Origin of the sequence: Bradyrhizobium sp. ORS 278 (genome assembly GCF_000026145.1) — a bacterium.
GTDB lineage: Bacteria > Pseudomonadota > Alphaproteobacteria > Rhizobiales > Xanthobacteraceae > Bradyrhizobium.
The window spans coordinates 3,369,380-3,388,571 of the sequence record NC_009445.1 but is presented as its reverse complement, the minus strand read 5'-3'; the positions used below and the strand labels follow the sequence as shown (position 1 = coordinate 3,388,571).

General features: G+C 64.5%; 19 protein-coding genes. 4 read left to right on the top strand and 15 right to left on the bottom strand.

Translation table 11 applies throughout. The features are described from left to right. Positions 1 to 10: 10 nt before the first annotated feature. The 8 genes from BRADO_RS14925 to BRADO_RS14890 form a co-directional block, all read right to left on the bottom strand. Positions 11 to 790, bottom strand: a complete 780-nt coding sequence (locus BRADO_RS14925; protein WP_011926146.1) for a c-type cytochrome — start codon at positions 788 to 790, stop codon at positions 11 to 13. Next, positions 729 to 2,012 (bottom strand): sulfite dehydrogenase, encoded by a 1,284-nt coding sequence (gene soxC / locus BRADO_RS14920; RefSeq protein WP_011926145.1) that lies wholly within the window; start codon positions 2,010 to 2,012, stop codon positions 729 to 731. Before soxC ends, BRADO_RS14925 begins: the two co-directional genes overlap by 62 nt. A 5-nt stretch (positions 2,013 to 2,017) precedes the next feature. After that, positions 2,018 to 3,697, bottom strand: a complete 1,680-nt coding sequence (gene soxB / locus BRADO_RS14915; protein ID WP_041756527.1) for a thiosulfohydrolase SoxB — start codon at positions 3,695 to 3,697, stop codon at positions 2,018 to 2,020. A gap of 20 nt (positions 3,698 to 3,717) precedes the next feature. Further along, a complete protein-coding gene (gene soxA, locus BRADO_RS14910) occupies positions 3,718 to 4,542 on the bottom strand; it encodes a sulfur oxidation c-type cytochrome SoxA (protein WP_011926143.1) in 825 nt (274 codons plus the stop codon). A 34-nt stretch (positions 4,543 to 4,576) separates the two neighbouring features. Continuing rightward, positions 4,577 to 4,903, bottom strand: coding sequence for a thiosulfate oxidation carrier complex protein SoxZ (gene soxZ, locus BRADO_RS14905; protein WP_011926142.1), 327 nt, complete (start codon positions 4,901 to 4,903; stop codon positions 4,577 to 4,579). 18 nt (positions 4,904 to 4,921) lie between these two features. Then, entirely contained in the window at positions 4,922 to 5,374 is a 453-nt protein-coding gene (gene soxY / locus BRADO_RS14900; RefSeq protein WP_011926141.1) for a thiosulfate oxidation carrier protein SoxY, read from the bottom strand. Positions 5,375 to 5,394: 20 nt separating this feature from the next. Further along, the gene (gene soxX, locus BRADO_RS14895) at positions 5,395 to 5,838 is read right to left on the bottom strand and encodes a sulfur oxidation c-type cytochrome SoxX (RefSeq protein WP_041756525.1); all 444 of its coding nucleotides are present in this window, start codon (positions 5,836 to 5,838) and stop codon (positions 5,395 to 5,397) included. A 128-nt stretch (positions 5,839 to 5,966) separates the two neighbouring features. Next, positions 5,967 to 6,515 (bottom strand): thioredoxin family protein, encoded by a 549-nt coding sequence (locus BRADO_RS14890; RefSeq protein WP_011926139.1) that lies wholly within the window; start codon positions 6,513 to 6,515, stop codon positions 5,967 to 5,969. 122 nt (positions 6,516 to 6,637) lie between these two features. Here BRADO_RS14890 and BRADO_RS14885 point away from each other — a divergent pair, with 122 nt between their 5' ends. After that, positions 6,638 to 7,354 carry a hypothetical protein gene (locus BRADO_RS14885; RefSeq protein ID WP_011926138.1) on the top strand — a complete coding sequence of 239 codons (717 nt, stop codon included), beginning with the start codon at positions 6,638 to 6,640 and terminating at the stop codon, positions 7,352 to 7,354. On the opposite strand, the gene BRADO_RS14880 is transcribed toward BRADO_RS14885, so the two are convergent. Continuing rightward, positions 7,355 to 8,089, bottom strand: a complete 735-nt coding sequence (locus BRADO_RS14880; protein WP_011926137.1) for a cytochrome c biogenesis CcdA family protein — start codon at positions 8,087 to 8,089, stop codon at positions 7,355 to 7,357. A 121-nt stretch (positions 8,090 to 8,210) separates the two neighbouring features. Here BRADO_RS14880 and BRADO_RS14875 point away from each other — a divergent pair, with 121 nt between their 5' ends. The 3 genes from BRADO_RS14875 to BRADO_RS14865 all read left to right on the top strand — a co-directional run bounded on the left by BRADO_RS14875 (position 8,211) and on the right by BRADO_RS14865 (position 10,203). Then, positions 8,211 to 8,600 (top strand): thioredoxin, encoded by a 390-nt coding sequence (locus BRADO_RS14875; RefSeq protein ID WP_011926136.1) that lies wholly within the window; start codon positions 8,211 to 8,213, stop codon positions 8,598 to 8,600. 24 nt (positions 8,601 to 8,624) lie between these two features. Next, the gene (locus BRADO_RS14870) at positions 8,625 to 8,975 is read left to right on the top strand and encodes a helix-turn-helix transcriptional regulator (RefSeq protein ID WP_006614312.1); all 351 of its coding nucleotides are present in this window, start codon (positions 8,625 to 8,627) and stop codon (positions 8,973 to 8,975) included. Between the two features lie 142 nt (positions 8,976 to 9,117). Further along, positions 9,118 to 10,203 carry a YeeE/YedE family protein gene (locus BRADO_RS14865; protein WP_041756523.1) on the top strand — a complete coding sequence of 362 codons (1,086 nt, stop codon included), beginning with the start codon at positions 9,118 to 9,120 and terminating at the stop codon, positions 10,201 to 10,203. A gap of 847 nt (positions 10,204 to 11,050) precedes the next feature. Here the strand turns inward: BRADO_RS14865 and BRADO_RS34015 are convergent. From BRADO_RS34015 to BRADO_RS14835, 6 genes are all read right to left on the bottom strand, one after another. Then, positions 11,051 to 13,117 (bottom strand): hypothetical protein, encoded by a 2,067-nt coding sequence (locus tag BRADO_RS34015; protein WP_197535382.1) that lies wholly within the window; start codon positions 13,115 to 13,117, stop codon positions 11,051 to 11,053. A 93-nt stretch (positions 13,118 to 13,210) separates the two neighbouring features. After that, entirely contained in the window at positions 13,211 to 13,402 is a 192-nt protein-coding gene (locus BRADO_RS36005) for a type II toxin-antitoxin system HicA family toxin (RefSeq protein WP_041756520.1), read from the bottom strand. Positions 13,403 to 13,803: 401 nt separating this feature from the next. Beyond that, positions 13,804 to 15,411 carry a glutamine-hydrolyzing GMP synthase gene (gene guaA / locus BRADO_RS14850; protein ID WP_011926132.1) on the bottom strand — a complete coding sequence of 536 codons (1,608 nt, stop codon included), beginning with the start codon at positions 15,409 to 15,411 and terminating at the stop codon, positions 13,804 to 13,806. Positions 15,412 to 16,284: 873 nt separating this feature from the next. Continuing rightward, positions 16,285 to 17,583, bottom strand: coding sequence for an RsmB/NOP family class I SAM-dependent RNA methyltransferase (locus BRADO_RS14845; RefSeq protein WP_011926131.1), 1,299 nt, complete (start codon positions 17,581 to 17,583; stop codon positions 16,285 to 16,287). Between the two features lie 15 nt (positions 17,584 to 17,598). After that, on the bottom strand, positions 17,599 to 17,931 hold the full coding sequence (locus BRADO_RS14840) for an MAPEG family protein (protein ID WP_011926130.1): 333 nt from the start codon (positions 17,929 to 17,931) through the stop codon (positions 17,599 to 17,601). A gap of 139 nt (positions 17,932 to 18,070) precedes the next feature. Then, positions 18,071 to 19,093: an NADP-dependent oxidoreductase gene (locus BRADO_RS14835; protein ID WP_011926129.1), complete on the bottom strand. Its 1,023-nt coding sequence runs from the start codon at positions 19,091 to 19,093 to the stop codon at positions 18,071 to 18,073. Positions 19,094 to 19,192: the final 99 nt, after the last annotated feature.

The following is a 19,192-nucleotide window of genomic DNA, read 5'->3' as shown; positions in this document are numbered from 1 at the left end:
CCGACCATCGTCACTCGACGCCCCGCGGCTTGCCGTCCTTGTCCTCGGGCGTGACGTCGACGGCGGTCGCACGTCCGGTGATCTTGACCGGCGCGATGCAGTTCTTCATGCACGGGTCCTTCTGCCAGAACGCCTTCTCGCTGGTCGCTCGATCGTCCATGATGAACCCGCTTTCGTTGGGCATCTTGATCGTGGCGAGATTCTTGTCGGTCAGCTCGAAGTTCTGATCGGCGATGATGTCGTTCAGATAGAGCACATAGGCGACCAGCGCGTAGTACTCGTCGACCTTCAGCGACTGCGGGCTGCCGAACGGCATCGCGTGGCGGACATAGTCGAACAAAGTGGAGGCGTAGGGCCAGTAGGAGCCGACCGTCTTGACCGGGTTGTCCGATGTCAGCGAGCCCTTGCCGCCGGCGAGCACCGGCCAGCGGCCGGCGCCCTCGCCGAACTCGCCGTGGCAAGTGGCGCAATTGTCCATGAAGAGCTTCTCGCCTTGCGCGACGGTGCCCTTGCCGGCCGGCAGGCCCTGCCCGTCCGGCCGCACGTCGATGTCCCAGCCGCGGATCTCCTCGACCGTCGGCGCGCGGCCGATGTTGAAGCGCTGCGGCGCATTGGCTTCCGTCTTCGCCTCGGTCTTGGCCTCGGTCTTGGCCGCGATCTTCTCCTGCGGACCACCGGCGAGCGCAACCGAGCCCGCGAAGGTGGCTAACGCGACTGCAATGATCAGCTTAGGCGACCTCGACATTCTCGACCTCACCGTTTGCCTGCACATGCCAGGTCTGGATGCCATTGTTGTGATAGATGGAGTTGTAGCCGCGCACCTTGCGCAGCTCAGCCTTGGACGGCTGGACGTAGCCGGTCTCGTCCTGCACCCGGGACTGCAGCAGCAGTGGCTCGCCGTTCCAGTCGAACTCGTAGTAAAAGCGGGTTAGCGCCTTATCGAGCACAGGGCCATCGATCCGCGCCGGCCACCAGTTGCGGCCGCCGTCGAGCGACACATCCACGCGCTTGACCTTGCCGCTGCCCGACCACGCCAGGCCCGAGACGATCGTAAAGCCCTTGCCATGCTTGATCGGCGCCTGCGGGCTCGGGCTCGTGATCACCGACTTCGGATCCATCGCCCAGGTGAAACGGCGCGCCTTGCCGTTCGGCAGGAGGTCCGTGTACTTCGACGTCTCCTCGCGGGTGTGCCAGGGCTGATCGCCGACCTCGATGCGGCGCAGCCACTTAACCCAGAGATTGCCCTGCCATCCCGGCACGACCAAGCGCATCGGATAGCCCTGTTCGGGATACAGCGCCTCGCCGTTCATCTTGTAGGCGATGATGCAATCGTCGAGCGCCTTCTCGATCGGCAGGCTGCGATCCATCGAGGCAGAGTCGGCGCCCTCGACCAGCAGCCACTTGCCGCTCGGCTTGACGCCGGTCTCCTCCAGCAGCGTGCGCAGCGAGACGCCGGTGTACTGCACGCAGTGGATCATGCCATGGGTGAACTGGCAGCCGTTGAGCTGGGCGCCGCGCCACTCCATTCCGGAATTGGCCGCGCATTCCATGAAATGGATGCGGTTGACGCGCGGGTAGCGCTTGAGCTCGTCGAGCGACAGCAGCAGCGGCCGCTCGACCAGGCCATGGATCATCAGCCGGTGATCGGCCGGATCGACCTCGGCGACGCCGCCGTGGTGACGCTCGAAGCACAGTCCGTTCGGCGTGATGATGCCTTCCAGCTCATGCAGCGGCGTGAAGCTGACGGAGGATTCGCGCGACGCCGTCAGCCATTCGACGTCGCGGCGGATGACGTCCTTCTCGAATTTCGACGGCTTGCCGTAGGGGCGAACCGCGACGCCCTCGCCGAGCGTGCGGGTCCATTCCGGCACGTTCGGCGGCTGATTGGCAGGATTGCCGGCGCCGGCACGCGCTTGCGACGCCAGCGCCGTGGCCGCGAGGCCGCCCGCCGCGGTCAGGAAGCCGCGCCGCGACGCGCGTGGGGCTGAGGAAAGCGATTTGTCCTTGGACATCGTCGTCACACTCCGGAGACTTTGACGGCCCGGTTGGGCTCGAGACGCACGGTTTTCTGGCGCTGCAGATAGCTCGACACGACCTCCCAGATCGGCGGGCCCTGCGTGCCTTCGTTGACGCTGGCCCAGCCGGCGACCTGATATTCGCGCGCCGGATCGATCGCGGCGCCGGTCTTGATCAGGCGCATGTCGGAGATGCGCTGCCCCTGCGGCTTGTTGACGTCGATCGCATAGGACATGCCGCCGATGCGAACCATGTCGCCGCCCTGCTGGTAGTACGGGTCGACGTTGAACAGATTGTCGGCGACGTCCTCGATGATCTCCTTGAGGCGCGTGCCGGTCATGCCCATCCGATACACCGCGGGATAGGTGATCGCGGTGGCGTTGGTGACGTCCTCGAAGGTGATGTCCTGGCCCGGCATCACGCTGGTGCCCCAGCGGAAGCCCGGCGACAGCGCGATCTCCGCGTCGCGCTCCTGCAGCAGCGCCTGGCAGATCAGGTCGTCGAACGTGCCGTTGAAATTCCCCCGGCGATATAGCAGCGTTTCGGTCCGTCCCAGCGCACGGCCGAGATCGGCGGCAAACGGCTTGCGCACCTCGGCGATCTTGGCGGCCATCGCCGGATCAGGCGTGATCACGTCGGAGAACAGCGGGATCAGCTTGTAACGATAGCCCTTGACCTCGCCATCCCTGACGTCGAGATCGAGCCGCGAGACGAACTTGCCGGACGACCCCGACGCGATCAGCAGCGTCTTGCCGACCTTGACCGCCTCGGGCAGCGCATCATGGGTGTGACCGGTGAGGATGACGTCGAGGCCCTTGACGCGGCTCGCCAGCTTACGGTCCACGTCGAAGCCGTTGTGCGACAGCAGCACCACCAGACCTGCGCCGTCCTTGCGCGCCTTGTCGACCTGGGTCTGGACATCCTCCTCGCGCACGCCGAACGACCAGTTCGGAATCATCCAGCGCGGATTGGCGACGGGCGTGTACGGAAAGGCCTGGCCGAGCACCGCGATCTTGAGGCCACCGCGCTCAATCATCGTCGAGGCTTCGAACGCCGGCTCGTTCCACTCGGTGTCGCGGATGTTGAGACCGAGGAACGGGAAGCCGAGCGCATCGACTGCCTGCTTGACGCGCTCGCTGCCGTAGGTGAACTCCCAATGCCCCGTCATCGCATCGGGCTTGAGCAGCACCATGCAGTCGATCATGTCCTGGCCACGTGTCTTCAATGACGTCCAGGATCCCTGCCAGGTGTCGCCGCCATCGAGCAGCACGACCTTGTCGCCGCGCTCGGCGCGGATGGCCTTGATGACGGTGGCGGCGCGGTCGAGCCCGCCGATCCGCCCGTAGGTCTTGGCGAGCGCCTCGAAATCCTCGGAGGTCAGCGCATAGGCCGACGACGAGCCCGGCGCGATGCCGAAGCGGGTGAGAAAATCCTTGCCGGTGACATGCGGCGGCTGGCCCTTGGCGTCGCCGACGCCGAGATTGGTCGACGGCTCGCGGAAATACAGCGGCATGAGCTGGCCGTGGATGTCGGTGACATGCACCAGCGTGACATTGCCGACCGGATCGAACGCAAGAAGCTCCTTCTCGGTCAGCTTCTGCTGCGCAAAGGCGCGGGACGTGCCGCCCGACAAGGCAGCCGCCGCCAATGCGACCTGAACGAATTCGCGACGCGATATCATGATGTCTATCCTTGTGTCCGCTAGTTGCGGACCGACGGTGTCTCGACGGGCAGACCGATGCCGCGCCAGGCGACGTAGAGCTCTAGCGCGAGGAACTCGTCCGACAGCGGCTTGTAGGGCACGCCGCGGACATCGAACATGCAACCCTCGAAGCGCTCGTGCAGCGGGATCAGGCGCTGATCACGCAGCCGGTAGGTCGGAAAGCCGTTGGTCTGGCCCTGGCTGAGGAAATCAGCGCGCATGAACTTGCCGTTGTTCTTCTCGTGGCACGAGGCGCAGGCGAGATCGAGCTGGCCGACACGCGTGTAGTAGATCTCCTTACCCTTCTCGAACCAGGGCGACATCGGACCGTCGGTCTTGACAGCCACCGGCATGCCGCGCGACTGGAAGCGGACGAAGGTCGTCATGTCCGTCAGCTCCTTGGACTTGAACGCCCAGGGCTGCGCCTTCATGTGCTCGGTGCGGCAGATGTTGATCTGCTGCTCGAGATTGACCGGCTTGTTGAGCTTCTCGCTCCATTTGGGCATGGCAGCGCCGACGCCCTTCATGGTCGTTTCCGCCTCGCCGTGGCAGCTCATGCACGACTTGCCTTCGCTGCCGTCGACCGACTTCCAGACATCGGCCGCCCGCTCCACCGCGAGGAAGCCCGGGTTCTCCAGGTCATCATCCTGCAGCGCGCGGGTCTCCTTGGTGCGGAACTGATAGCCCGAGATGATGGTCTTGAAGACGTGGCCGGGAGGCGCCGGAATGCCCTTCCGTTCCGCCTCCTGCCCGAACACGGCGATCGCCGAAAGGGTCAGCGCGGCCGTGGCCAGGACAGCGAGAGAACCGTAGCGAATGGACATCCGTCACTCCCTGTAGCGATCGGCAGCCTGCCAATCAGGCCTTCAACGCGATCTTTTCCTCGGCCGTCACCACCGAGCCGTCGTCATCCGTCCAGGCGAACTTGAAGGTGCCCTCTTCGTCGACCTTCGCGTCAAACTGGATGTACGGGTTGGCCGAGATCGCCGGCTCCAGCGCACAGGAGAACACCGGCTTGCCGTTGAACTCGCAAGCGAACTTGTTGATGATCTTGCGTGGGATCGGCTTGCCCTGCGCATCCTTGCGCTGGCCCGATTCCATCAGATGCGAGACCAGCGTCTTGATCTGGATGATCTCGCCCTTCTTGGCTTCCTTCGGAAGCTTGATTCGCGGCTTGTCTGCCATATCAGTCTCTCCCCTGTCTCAGCCGCCGCAGCCGCCGATGGTGACCTTGACGGTCTTGCGCTCGGTGAACAGCGAGCCGTCGCTCATCTTGGCGACCGCGATCACGTTCTGGGTCTGCGCCAGGCGGATGCGGATCGAGGCCTCGGCCTTGCCGGACATCGGCGTGAACATCAGCGTCGCGACGCCAGCGTTCGGATTGCCGTCGGCCACGAACAGCACCTCCTTGACGTAGTTGTCAGCCGTCATCGGGCTCTCGACAGAGAGCGCGAGCGGCACGGTGTTGCCGTTCTCGGCGATCTCGGGCAGATCGAGCGTGATCTTGCCCTTCGTGGCATCCTTGCCGCCGGTGAACTTCTTGATCATCTCGGCCGCGTCGTTGCTCGGCTCGGCGTTGGCGGCCATCGGCAGCACCGTCAAGGCGACGAAACCGCCGCCGAGAAGGAATGCCTGTCGTCTGTTGATTGCGCCCATGCATCATCCTCCAGAGGCGGTTATTTCAATGTTTCGAGATAGGCCACGACATCCTCGACCTGCGCGGCGGTGAGAACCGGCTTGCCGACAAACTCGGGACGCACGCGATTGAGACCGTCGTTCTTGTAGAAGGCGGGCATCACCGTATCGGTGAAGATGCGCTTGGGATCGGCAACGATGAGGCGCAGCTGCGCCGTGTTGTAGCGGGTCGCGACGCCGTCGAGCGACGGCCCGAACTCGCCGTGAAACTCCTCGGACTTCAACGACGTGACCTGATGACAGGCAAGGCAATTGCCGAGCGTCCGCGTCAAAAAAACGTTCTTGCCGGCATCGGCACTGCCGGGCGCACCCGTCAACGATTTCGGAATGGCGAAGTCGACGACATCGAGCCTGATCGGCTCGTCGCCTCGCGCGGTCGCGGAGAGCAACGCGCAGAACAAGGCAGCCGGAATCATACGGCGCATGTTTCCACCCTGACCGACGAGGTTTCCCCTCGCCTGCTGATGACGCGACGGACTTACGGTCCATCATATTCACTAATTATGATTTGATAATATGATTGAAGTCAACCGAATTCGATGCGGCAGCGCACTCAACCTTTGGACGCAGCGAGATAGTCGCGGAAGGTGCCGCGCTCATAGGCCCTGTCGCGCACGAAACGGAACATCGCCAGGAAATGCGGCGGCTTGAGATAGCCCGGCGCGCGCGCCACCTCGCGCGCGAGCGGCTCCTTGGCGGCGACGCCATCGGCGGACGGCGGAAAGAACTGGAAGGTCGGCGTGAACCTGATGGCGTAGCGCTCGGCAAGCTCCTTCTCGGTGAGCTCCTTGCCGTCGAAATCGGTCACCTTGCGGGCGCCGAGCAGATTGAGCTGCAGCACCTCGAAATTCGCGCGGATGTAGTCGGTGATGCCGGGATCGGCGAAGTTCACCAGATGCGTCTCGCGGCAATACGGACAGCCGCGCAGCTCCCACATGATCGCGAGCCGCTTGCCTTCCGATGCCGCGCTGTCGAGATCTTCGCGCAGGTCGAGAAAGCTGTTGAGAAACCACGACTGATGATAGAGCCCGTCGTCGCCGAGCACCGCGTCCGCTCGCGCCAGCGTCGGCGCGGCGCCGAGGACGGTCGCGGCAGGCAGCATGGCAATCAGGCCGCGCCGCGTCATCGTCGAGTTCGAAGTCATGAGCCTGCTCGCGCGCTTTGCCAAGTCGGCCGAAGTTCGATACACCATATTCGAATAGCAGAATATGAAGAGGACATTCGATGCTGCGCCGCGCCATCATTCTGTCCCTCGTGCTGTCGTGTCTCGCCCCAAGCGTCCATCTGCATGCCGCAGAGGAGGCGGACATCGCGGCGCTGATGCCGGCGGCGATGGCCAGTCTGCGCGCCGCTGCGAGCTACGCGCGCACCGGCAATATCGGCCTCGCGCAGATCGAGCTCGACGATGCCCGACGGGCCTGGGCAAGGCTCGGCGGAGTGACCGAGCGCGCGGTGGCCCCCTATTCGGATAGGTCGATTTCGGGGCTGATCGCCGGTGGCAACGATCGCCTGAGCAAGGCCGACGCAGCTCTGACCGCGGGTGATGGCGCCCGTGCCGCGGTGGACATCGCCGCGCTGCGCCGGTCGATCCACGCGCTGAGGCGCGAGGCCGGCGTGGCCGAGCTCAGCGACTGCGTGTTCGAGCTCGCGCCCGTCATGGACGCGCTGCGCAACGTCGCGGCGCGGTTCGCCTCGAGCAAGGCAGGACCTGGCGAGGTGGTCGAGGCCGGCGCCGCCCTGCGCGCCCAGTTGCAGCGCTGCAACGACCTCGCCACGCCCGAGATCGCAAGCCAGGCCGAATTCCGCCGCCTGATCGACGGCGCCAGCGCGAGCGCCGAGGAGATCGGCCGCGCCGCGCGCGAGGGCGATGCCGGCCTCGTGCATCGCTACGAGATCGAGCTGGAATCCTTCGTCAACCTGCTCGATTTCCGCTTTGGCTGATCAGCCGATGGTGGCGAGCGATGGGAAGCGCTCGAATATCCATTGCGACATCTCCGGAATGACACCGGCAAGAAAGGCCACGCCGGTAAGGACGAGAAAGCCGCCCATCGTCTTTTCGACCAGAGGCAGATGCGGCTTGATACCCTTCAGTACCGTCATGAACTGCCCCGTGAAGGCCGCCGCGATCAGGAACGGGATGCCTGTTCCGACCGAATAGGCCGCGAGCAGCAGCGCGCCCTTCCCCACGGTCGCCTCCGCGCCGGCCATCATCAGCACGGCGGCGAGCACCGGTCCCGCGCATGGCGTCCAGCCTAAGGCGAAGGCCAGCCCCATGACGAAAGCGCCAAGCAGGCCGGCCGGCTTGCGGCCGACATCGATCGTCGCGCTGCGGTACAGCAAGGGTATCCTGAGCAACCCGAGGAAATGCAGCCCCATCGCGATGATGACGAGTCCCGCGACCATGCCGAGCTGGCCGAGATGACCGGCGATGAAGCGGCCAAAGACGGAGGCTGTCGCACCGAGGCCTATGAACACCAGCGAGAAGCCGGCGACGAAGCACAGCGCCGTCAGCACCGTCCGGCGCCGCTGCACCACGCCGCCCTCGGCGATGGTATCGGCCGCCGAGACGCCGGCCATGTAGCACAGGAACGGCGGAACCAGCGGCAGGATGCAGGGCGACAGGAACGACAGGAGGCCGGCGGCGAGCGCGGCGCCGAGCGTGACGTCGAGATCCATTTGTCCTCCCGCGCAGCAGTGCTGCGACTCCCGGCCGGCAGCGCAGGCTTCGGAATTCGCGCACTAGTACATATTCGAATTTAATGATAGATTGGCTGGCAAGTCCAGAGAGGATGGCAGCATGTCCGGTCAAATCACAGCTCGCACGGCTGCAACACTCGCCTCGGCCGCGGTCGCCCTGCTGTGCCTGTCGGCTCCGCTCCTCGCCTCCGAACTCGTGATGTTCGAGCGCCCCGGCTGCGGCTGGTGCGCCCGGTTCAATGCCGAGATCGCGCCGATCTATGCCAGGACCGACGAAGGGCGCGCCCTTCCGCTGCGACGGGTCGACCTCACCCAGCCACTGCCGGCGGATCTCGCCGGCATCGACCCCGGCGCCTTCACGCCGACCTTCGTGGTGCTCGACCAGGGCCGCGAGATCGGCCGGATCCGCGGCTATCCGGGCGATGCGTTCTTCTTTGGGCTGCTCGGCCGCCTGATGAATGCTACAAGCGGGACGCCGGCCCGCTCCTGACCGACAATCGAGGATCCCAGTTTCATGCCGCTGCCGAAGATGAAGGACATCGAAACCTCCGCCGAGCTCGAGCAGATGATCGAGAAGGCGCGCGAGGCCAGCGAGATGCTGAAGGCCCTGTCCCACGAGTCCCGGCTGCTGCTGCTGTGCATTCTCTCCGAGGGCGAAAAATCCGTTACCGAGCTCGAGCAGTTTCTCGGTGAGCGGCAGTCGACCGTCTCGCAGCAGCTCGCCCGTCTCAGGCTCGACCGGCTGGTAACGACGCGGCGCGACGGCAAGACGATCTATTACAGTCTCGCCAGTGAGGACGTGCGCAAGATTCTGACGGCGATCTATGACGTCTTCTGCGAGCCGGTCCGCAAGCGTCGTCGCTGACCATCGCTCTGCGCTGCGGCATCCTCGGACGCACGCGCGACAGGCAGGCGCGAACGCCGACAGCGGGTGTCGCAAGAGGTCTGGCTTCGCCGTCGATCCTGGCGCACAATCGCCCGGACAAGAACAAGGACATCGGGGAGGCATGCTCAGTCCGTCAGCTTTGACGTTCATGTGCGGGCTGCTCGCAGGCGCCGTGCTCGGGGTGGCCGGCCGCGCCGGGCGCTTCTGCACGCTCGCGATGCTCGAGGACGCGTTCTTCGGCGCCGATACACGGCGGCTCAAATCCTTCGCCCTGGCCGCCGCCGTCGCGCTTGTCGCGACCCAGTTGCTCGCCAGCTTCGGCCTGGTCGATCTCTCCCGCTCGATCTATCTCACCTCCTCCATTCCGCTCGGCGGCGCCATCCTCGGCGGCCTGCTGTTCGGGATCGGCATGGCGCTGGTCGGCACCTGCGGCTTCGGGACCCTGGTGCGCATCGGTGGCGGCGATCTGCGCGCCATCGTCGTCTTTCTCGTGCTCGGCGTCTCCGCATTGGCGGCGATGCGTGGCCTCACTGGATTCTTGCGCGTCGGTTTGATCGAGCCGCTGTCGGTGCATCTGCCGGAGGCAATGAACCAGGGCATGGATACGCTGCTATCCGCAGCTATCGGCTCCTATGCACGGCCCGTCATCGTCTCACTCGCGGCCGTGGCGCTCGCGGCCTGGGCCCTGGCTAATGGCCAATTGTTGAGATCACCTCGCCTGCTGTTGTCAGGCCTCGCGGTGGGCGGCGCCGTCGCCTTCGGCTGGTTCGCAACCGGCTGGCTCGGCCATGACGATTTCGACCCCGAGCGGGTGGCCTCGCTCACCTTCGTTGCTCCGCTCGGCAACACCGTGCTCTACATCGCTACGCTCTCGGGCAGCCACGCCGACTTCGCGATCGGCTCGGTCGCCGGCGTCATCCTTGGCTCGTTCCTGGCGGCGATGTTCTCGCGCGTCTTCCGCTGGGAAGCCTGCGACGACGCGCGCGAGCTGAAGCGCCACATGGTCGGCGCGCTCCTGATGGGCACCGGCGGCATCATGTCGATGGGCTGCACCATCGGCCAGGGCCTGTCGGCATTCTCGACGCTCGCGCTATCGGCGCCGCTGACCATGCTCGCGGTCGCCTGCGGTGCGCGCCTTGGGCTCGAATACACCATGACGGGCGAATGGCGCCCCGCCGTACGCAACCTGTTCCGGATGAGCCATTGACGTCCGGGCGCCGGCCGGCCGCTCCTGCGGATCACGGCATGACATCGTCATGCGCCCCTTCTCCACGGTTTTGACACCAGGCATGGCTTAGCGATCTCGCGGCGATGTCTGCCCGAGTTGTTTTCTTGAGTGAACCTCTTCCGAAGAAGAGGCGCAGGGAAGACCGGGTATCGACTGATACCCGCGGTCCGCGTGCAGCAAACAAGCACGCGGTAGAACCACAGGTTCAGCCCGATCTCCGGCCTTCCCTGCGCGACGGTTTTGCGGGTTATAGGTGCTCTCCCCGGGGACCGGCTGTCTTGCCCCCGTCACCAGCGGATCATCATCACCACCGGCTTGGTCTCAGCGTCGGGAGACCAGGACCACACCATTTCGCCGTCGCCTCGCTCCGTTCGTCGGCACGGGCTGTGAGACCCGGCTGCGGAGCAACGCGCCCGTCGCCTCTCCGGCTCGACGCTTCATGACGATCGCGAAACGTCCCTCTTCAGCGAGCCGGGATGCGCGGAAATGTGCAGGTGATTTGCCCGACGGCGCAAGGGAAAAGTGTGCGACAAACTGGCACGACGGGCAGTTGGTGCATGCGGGGATTGCCCGTCGTGAAAGGGGCAATGCATCTGAGAGAAACGGCGCGCTTTCACCCCAAGCAGGCCGTGACGACTCCACCGAGGTCGAGACCAACTCCACCTCGCCGCCGAATGCAGCTTCGACATTCTGCGGCAAAGCAAATACGAGCCTTGCACGCCGTAATCGAAATCACCTATCTCTCGCAAACTGGGCTCTCCCAACTGGCTCAGCAATCCTGCCGAGCCAGTTGTGAAATTTAAAGGAAGATTTAGTTCTGCAGACATCAACTGGACGACTTAGCGTTTAATGCCGCATCTTCACTTTCCCAAGCCTCCTCGGAGCCACCGCTCGAATCGGCATACGGATCATCATTCTCGACCTCATCATCGTCGGACGGATTGATCACGTTAGCCGGCTTGGTCCCGTGAGCTCGACGAAAAGTACGAGCCCAGATTACCATCTCTTCGTCGACCTTAGACAGCAAGTCCCTCCAAGTATCTGTGAGGCGTGGTTCGACGCCCAGTGTGTCAACTACTGGCTGGCTGTCGTCGCCAAGGACCTTGGTAAGACCATTAAATGCCTCTTCTACACTAACGAATGCTCGGCTGAGTGCCGAAAGAGCGTTCTGGTAACGGTCTGTGGCAGTGTCACCCGGCCGCGTCGCCTTCACCTTTCCAGGCGGAGGAAACTCATTGCGAAGATAAACGTCGGTAATCGTGATTTCGGATGAACCGTTTGTCAGACACTTGATCGCTCCCGACTCATCAACAGCGCGCAAAGGCCTATTGCCTTCAAAGTCCAGCAGCGCGCGTCCAAGTTGGTGAATGCCTTGGACAGAGCGCCGCATTGTGTCCAAAATCTCACCCGGCGTCCGACGATCGGGCTGATCGTTACCCGACGATCCGCGATCTGCATTGAGGCGACCTGACACAACAAGCGGATAGGAAGCGCGCACAGCCAGCTCCAGAGACGACGGCCCGGGCTCACCGGTAGTACCCGCTGAGATCGCCTCGCGCACCTCTGTGAGCGCGGCCTGGATCAACTGTTCACTCGTCCTTCCAGTCGCCTGCCATCGTGCCCGATGCGCTGATTTGCCAAAGGCGTGGCGCAAATAGCGTCGGATTTGGTCAACCTTAGCGGGCTCATCTGCCACGGCACGAAGGATTAATGCAGTCGCGAGTTCGTTCATCAGTTTTGCTGTGATACGCTTCCGCGTAGACTGACTCGTTACCGCAACACGGATGGCCTCAGCGACTCGTTCGTCACTTGTTGTGAAAAGCTGAACGATCTTTGCTGCTCGGAGCACGGGATCAACTGGCAGATGGGCCGCCGCCGCTTCCGTCTTTGTGCATGCCCCCGCAAAATAGTCTCGCTCCGTTGATGAGATCAGGTGGCGGCGATGAAGTTCATCAAGCACCTCGTCCGCAAGGGACTCGTTCTCCGGCCCCTCGCCCCAAGGCTTCGGTGGATCGACGTGGCGCAGAGCAACCAAAGATTTCACGGCCGTCGGAAAACCGGTGGTACCAAATGCGTGAGGTCGGAAACCAACTAAGATCAGAGCTGGGATTCGCTCACAACGGAGTGCAACAACAGTCTCCTTGTTTCGCTCACCACGATCAAAAGCATCATTCAGCTTTCGGATGTGAGCGCGAAACCGCGAGTCATTATCCTCGTAAGGAACGTCGGCGGAATTAACGCCGAGAAGGCCATGGACCGCGGTACATCTTGATGATCCCTCTACAGTCGTCAAAGTCGTAGCCGGCGCGGATCCATCGGTGTGGAGGTAAGTCGTCGGTACCAACCAAACGGCTTCCATCACCCCTTGGGACTCGATCGAACTACGCCAATCGTTTTCAGCCAGAACGAAAGCAGCAGCCCGCTGGCATGCCCAAATCAGATGGTGCCTGCTCTCAATCTCGACGGCAAGTTCTGCTCTCTCAGCTGCGTTCGCGTCCAAACTTCTTGGTTCGGGGACAGGTCGGAACTTGGAGTCCTCTCCACCGCTTCCCGGATCAACTGCGAAAGGATGTCGGCGCGACGGAAGAGTCCTGGGATTTCGTGGATCCGGCATAACGCGGCGAGCCCAAACACTCGTGCGAATGCCGAGCAGAGTTCCGCCAGGTACCGCGATGCTCTCGACATCAGGGTCATTTGGCTCGCCAATGGACTTACGTACCTCCGAAGGATCAACAACTGCAGAAGCGATTGCTGCGGCCGACGTGTCGGACATTCCAAAGGCATCGACAAGACGCTCTGTCAGAGCTTGGCGAGCTTTCGAGTGAGCGTATTCAGGAAGCCGGTCGACTGGACGAGGCAAGACGAAGCCGTTCGCATTCTCTGTGTTATTCATTTGAATGCTCCTTATGGGCGCGCAGCCCACCAAATCAGTTACAGAAAAGAGCCGCCCAGCCGTGATGAGCGGGCGGCTCCATCTACGACTTTGTTAGGGGATGAACCGCGACCTCATCTTTCGCCGAATCAGAGCGAACAGGTTCTTAGTCCCGCGGTAGTCTGACGGTGTGTCTGGCGCGAACACCGGACCGTCCATGTCGGGGTGTTCGAAACGCCAGTGGCCTCCTCGGGTCTTGGTCATGGTAAACCCATGACGTTCGAGGAGACGGCGCACTTCCTTCATCTGACTGCTTGCAGTCATAACATTCTCCACTTGGCAGGCGGCCGCCAGCTTGCAGCTTGACTCGGCCGCAACACTAGGTTGACGATCCCGAGGTGCCAGGGAGAACGATGAGATGCTCCATGCGCATCCTCCTTCCGCTTACCGGAATTCCGGTGTCACCGAAGGCGGCAACAGCATCGAGAGCATCTCCAAGACGTACAGAATGGCCGGGCTAACCGATCAAACTGCGTGGTCGCCCCTCACATCCAAACAGTGAGGGTGAAAAACCCGCATAGCTGCGTCGCGGTTGTACCAAAATGATCTACTACCGAAAAAAGTCAAGTGGGCTGTTAAGATCACGGTAATCTTGCGGTGCACAGCCTTGTTGGGGGACACGTCAATTCGAGCGTCATTGGGGCACCCTACTCCCACTCAATCGTTCCCGGAGGCTTGCTCGTCACGTCATACACCACCCGGTTCACGCCCTTCACCTCGTTGATGATGCGCGTCGCCGTATTCCCTAAGAACTTCATATCAAACGGATAGAAGTCCGCCGTCATGCCATCCGTCGAGGTGACCGCGCGCAGGCCGACGACGTAGTCGTAGGTGCGGCCGTCGCCCATGACGCCGACGGTCTTGACGGGGAGCAGCACGGCGAAGGCCTGCCAGATGGTGTCGTAGAGGCCGGCTTTGCGGATCTCGTCGATGTAGATGGCGTCGGCCTTGCGCAGGATGTCGAGCTTGTCTGTCGTGATCTCGCCGGGGCAGCGGATGGCGAGGCCGGGGCCCGGGAACGGGTGGCGGCCGACGAAGACGTCGGGGAGGCCGAGCTCGCGGCCGAGCACGCGGACCTCGTCCTTGAACAGCTCGCGCAGCGGCTCGACCAGCTTCATGTTCATGCGCGCCGGCAGGCCGCCGACATTGTGGTGCGACTTGATCGTCACCGAGGGGCCGCCGGTGAAGGAGACGCTCTCGATCACGTCGGGATAGAGCGTGCCCTGCGCCAGGAAATCGGCGCCGCCGATCTTCTTGGCCTCGGCCTCGAACACGTCGATGAAGAGCCTTCCGATGGTCTTGCGCTTCGCTTCCGGGTCGGTGACGCCTGCGAGCTCGCCGAGGAAGAGCTTTGAGGCGTCCACATGCACCAGCGGGATGTTGTAGTGGTGGCGGAACAGGTCGACGACGGTCTCGGCCTCGTTCAGGCGCAGCAGGCCGTGGTCGACGAAGACGCAGGTGAGCTGGTCGCCGATCGCCTCGTGGATCAGCACCGCGGCGACAGCGGAATCGACGCCGCCGGAGAGACCGCAGATCACCTTGCCCTGGCCGACCTGGGCGCGGATCTTCTTGATCTCCTCCTCGCGGAAGGCGTGCATGGTCCAGTCGCCGCCGAGGCCTGAGATGTTGCGGACGAAGTTGCGGATCAGCTTGGCGCCGTCGGGTGTGTGCACCACCTCGGGGTGGAACATCAGGCCGTAATATTTGCGCGCCTCGTCCTGGATCACGGCGAACGGCGCGTTCGGCGAGACGCCGGCGACCGAGAAGCCCGGCGGCATCTGGGTGATGCGGTCGCCATGGCTCATCCACACCTGGTGCTGCTCACCCGGCTGCCAGACGCCGTCGAACAGCAGGCTGTTGGTCTTCACCTCGACGTCGGCGCGGCCGAACTCGCGGTGGTGACCGCCCTCGACGGTGCCGCCGAGCTGGGCGGCCATCGTCATCTGGCCGTAGCAGATGCCCATCACGGGGACGCCTGACTCGAAGATCAGCTGCGGGGCGCGCGGCGAGCCTTCCTCGTGGACGGATTCGGGGCCGCCGGACAGGATCACGGCCTTCGGGTTCATCTGCCGGAAGGCGGCCTCCGCCTTCTGGAACGGCACGATCTCGCAATACACGCCGTCCTCGCGCACCCGGCGCGCGATCAGCTGCGTGACCTGGCTGCCGAAATCGACGATCAGGATCTTGTCGTGGAGCGCGGCCACGGAGGTGTCGGTGGCGGCGGCGGCGGGGGTATTGTTGGCTGGGGCTGTCATGGCAAGGAATTACGCCGCTGCGGGAGGACTCGCAACCCTTGCAAGCGGGCGATTCACTGCGCCGTGACGCGTTTCGATGCGGCTGCCAGATACAGCGCCCTCTCCCCTTGTGGGAGAGGGCATGTACGGCCCATCCGCGCATACGGTTGGGTGAGGGGTATCTTTCAGCAAGCGGTGCTCGCGGAGAGAGACCCCTCACCCAACCGAGCTTGCCCAACCGTCGTGCATGCCCTCTCCCACAAGGGGAGAGGGCACAATAACGGGCACCGTCAGAAGGAGCGGCATGGTATCGTCCGCCGGATTCGGTCCTCAACCACCGCTGTCGTCCCGGCCAAGCGGGCTGGGGCAATGCGCAGCATTGCGCCGGGCCGCGCCGAGCGGGGATCCATAACCACAGGATGCGGGGCGCGGGCACGCTGGCCGCTCGATCTCGCGCCTCATAACGGCCGCGGAGTATGGGTCCCGGGTCGGCGCCCCACGCGCTGCGCGCGCGGGGCTTGCCCGGGACGACACTTGTTTTGTTATCCCGGCCCTCGTCCCGGCCAATCGGGCCGGGCAATGCGATAGCATTGCGCCGGACCGCGCCGAGCCGGGACCCATAACCACAGGATGCGGGGCTCGGGCACGCTGGCCGCTCCATCTCGCGCCTCATAACGGCCGCGGAGTATGGGTCCCGGGTCGGCGCCCCACGCGCTACGCGCGCGGGGCTCGCCCGGGACGACAGCAGTGGGGGGGCGCGGCTCCCTCCTTCGTCATTGCGAGCGCAGCGAAGCAATCCAGGGGCTCGGGTGGGACTCTGGATTGCTTCGCTGCGCTCGCAATGACGGCGGAGAGGGCTTTGACCGCGGAGGGACCTGCAGACGGCGGATGGGCTTACGCCTTCTTCAGGACCGACACGAAGAAACCGTCCGTGCCCGTCCGGCGGGGGGTCATCAGCCAGCCTTCGGGCGTCTTCAATGCGGCCTCGGCGAACGGCTCCGACTTGTCCCAGAGGACAGTGGCGGTCTGGTCCGGGGGCTGAACTGCGAATTCCTTGTGCCGCGCCACGAACGCCCGCACCTGGTCACCGTTTTCCGGCTGGAGCACCGAGCAGGTGATGTAGGCGATGCGGCCGCCGGGTTTGACCAAGCCCGCGGCGCGCTCCAGCACCTCGGCCTGGTCCTTCAGGCGGATCTCCAATGCACCCGGGCGCATGCGCCATTTGGCGTCGGGGTTGCGGCGCCAGGTGCCGGTGCCCGTGCAGGGGGCGTCGATGACGACCAGATCGGCGGAGGACTTGATGTCGGCGAGCGGGTCGGCGTCGCCCTTCGGCGTGCGGATCTCGGCATTGTGGACGCCGGCGCGGGAGAGGCGCTCATGGATCGGGGCGAGCTGGCGCTTGTCGGCGTCGGTGGCGATCAGGCGGCCCTTGCCGCCCATCATCGCCGCCAGCGCGAGCGTCTTGCCGCCGGCGCCGGCGCAGAGGTCGATGACCTGCTCGCCGGGCTTGGCGGCGGTGAAGAGTGCTGCGAGCTGCGAGCCCTCGTCCTGGACTTCGATGGCGCCCTTGATGAAATCCTCCTCGGCATGAACGCCGGGATTGCGCGCGTCGGCCCCGAGCGTGATGCGCAGGCCGAGCGGCGACCATGGTGTCGGCACAGCGCCGAGATGCTTCAGCGAGGCCTGCACCTTCTCGCGCTTGGCCTTGAGCGCGTTGACGCGGAGGTCGAGCGGCGCGCGGCTGGCCATCGCCGTGGCTTCCGCAACGCGGTCGTCGCCGAACACGGCAGCGAGATACGGGTCGAGCCAGTCGGGATAGTCGCCGGAGACCGGCGGCGGTGCGCCCTCCGTCGTGCGCGAGGCCAGCGCCCGCTCCTCCTGCGCCGTGAGCGGCGATGGCGCGAAGCGGTTGCCGTCGCACATCGCGGCGATGGTCGGCACGTCGAGACCGCGCTCGAGCTTCAGCATGCCGAGCACCCGCGCCCGCGCCGTATCGTTCTCCATCACGTAAGCGCTGGAGGCGCGGCGGCGGAGCACGTCCCAGACCAGGCCGGCGATGGCGGCGCGGTCGCCGGCGCCGGCGAAGCGGTGGCTGGTGCCCCAATCCTTCAGCGCCTTGGCCGCCGGCGCGCGCTCGGCCTCGATGGTCTCGATGATGTCGATGGCGGCGGACAGCCGGGCGGCGGGGGTCATTTGAGGTATCCAGTCTCAGATCAGAAGAAGCATCTTCAGGGCGAAATACAGCCACATCGCCAGCAGCACCAGCGCCGAGGCGGTCCAGGCCAGGGAGCGCTTGTCTGCCCCGCGCACAAAGCCGGCATTGACGAAGCGGGTGACGACGAACACCCAGGACAGCAGCACGATCACCAGATCGGCATGGCGCAGCGGCAGCGCAATCGCGATCAGGGCGTAGAACAAGGTCGGCAGGCCGAATTCGTCGGCGGCGTCCGTGGCTTGGCTGCGCGTCTTATTCCAGAATAGCAGCGCAAACGTCAGCGCGATCTCGACGAAGACGGGCAGCAGCACCATGGGCAGCGACATCGACAATCCCCCTCTGGAATGGCGAAGGCCCGGCATCATGCCGGGCCCTCTGAATGAACCGGTTCCCTCAGGACTCCCGATAAGCCCCAGTGGTTCCCGTGAATTTACGGCCGCGCTGAACTTTCACATCAAGTGTGGCTCAGGCTTTATCCGGCCCGACCCGCACCAGCTGCTTGCCGAAATTGGCGCCCTTGAGCAGGCCCATGAACGCATCCGGCGCATTCTCCAGACCTTCGGTGACGTGCTCCTTATACTTGACCTTGCCGTCGCGGACCCAGGCCGACATGTCCTTGATGAAGTCGCCGTGGCGGGAGGCGAAGTCGGAGACGATGAAGCCGCGGATCAGGAGACGCTTGGTCAGCACGTTGCGCATCAGCGCGCCGGCCCATTTCGGCGAGGCCGACTGGGTGTCGTTGTAATGCGCGATCAGGCCGCAGACGGGCATGCGGGCGAAGGCGTTGAACAGCGGGAACACCGCCTCGAACACCGGGCCGCCGACATTCTCGAAATAGACGTCGATGCCATCAGGGCACGCCACTTTCAGCTTGGCCGCGAGATCGGGGTCGCGATGGTCGAGGCAGTCGTCGAAGCCGAATTCGGATCGAACGTAGTCGCATTTGTCCTTGCCGCCGGCGATGCCGATGGCGCGGGCGCCCTTGATCTTGGCGATCTGCCCCACCGCCGAGCCGACCGCACCGGAGGCGGCGGCGACCACCACGGTCTCGCCGGCCTTGGGCTGGCCGATGTCGAGCAGGCCGGTATAGGCGGTCATGCCGGGCATGCCGAGCACGCCGACCGCGGTCGAGATCGGCGCGAGGCTCGGGTCGACCTTGGCGAGACCACGGCCGTCGGAGATCGCATGCGTCTGCCAGCCGGCGCGGGCCAGCACGATGTCGCCGGGCTTGAAGGCTGGATTGTTGGAGGCCACCACCTCGCACACGGTCCCCGCCTCCATCACGCCGCCGACCGGCACCGGCTGGGCATAGGACGGCCCGTCGCTCATGCGGCCGCGCATGTAGGGATCGAGCGACAGCCAGATCGTGCGCAGCAGCACCTCGCCGGCGCCGGGCGTCGGCACGGCGTAATCCTCGAGGCGGAAATCGCTGGGCTTAGGCTCGCCGACGGGACGCGCGGCGAGCACGATGCGCTTGGCTTGGGACATGGTGTTTCCTCTTCTTTGTTGGTTGTGGAGCCTTTATGCCCCGAGGGCACCGTCATTGCGAGGAGCGAAGCGACGAAGCAATCCAGGGCTGCGCGCGCC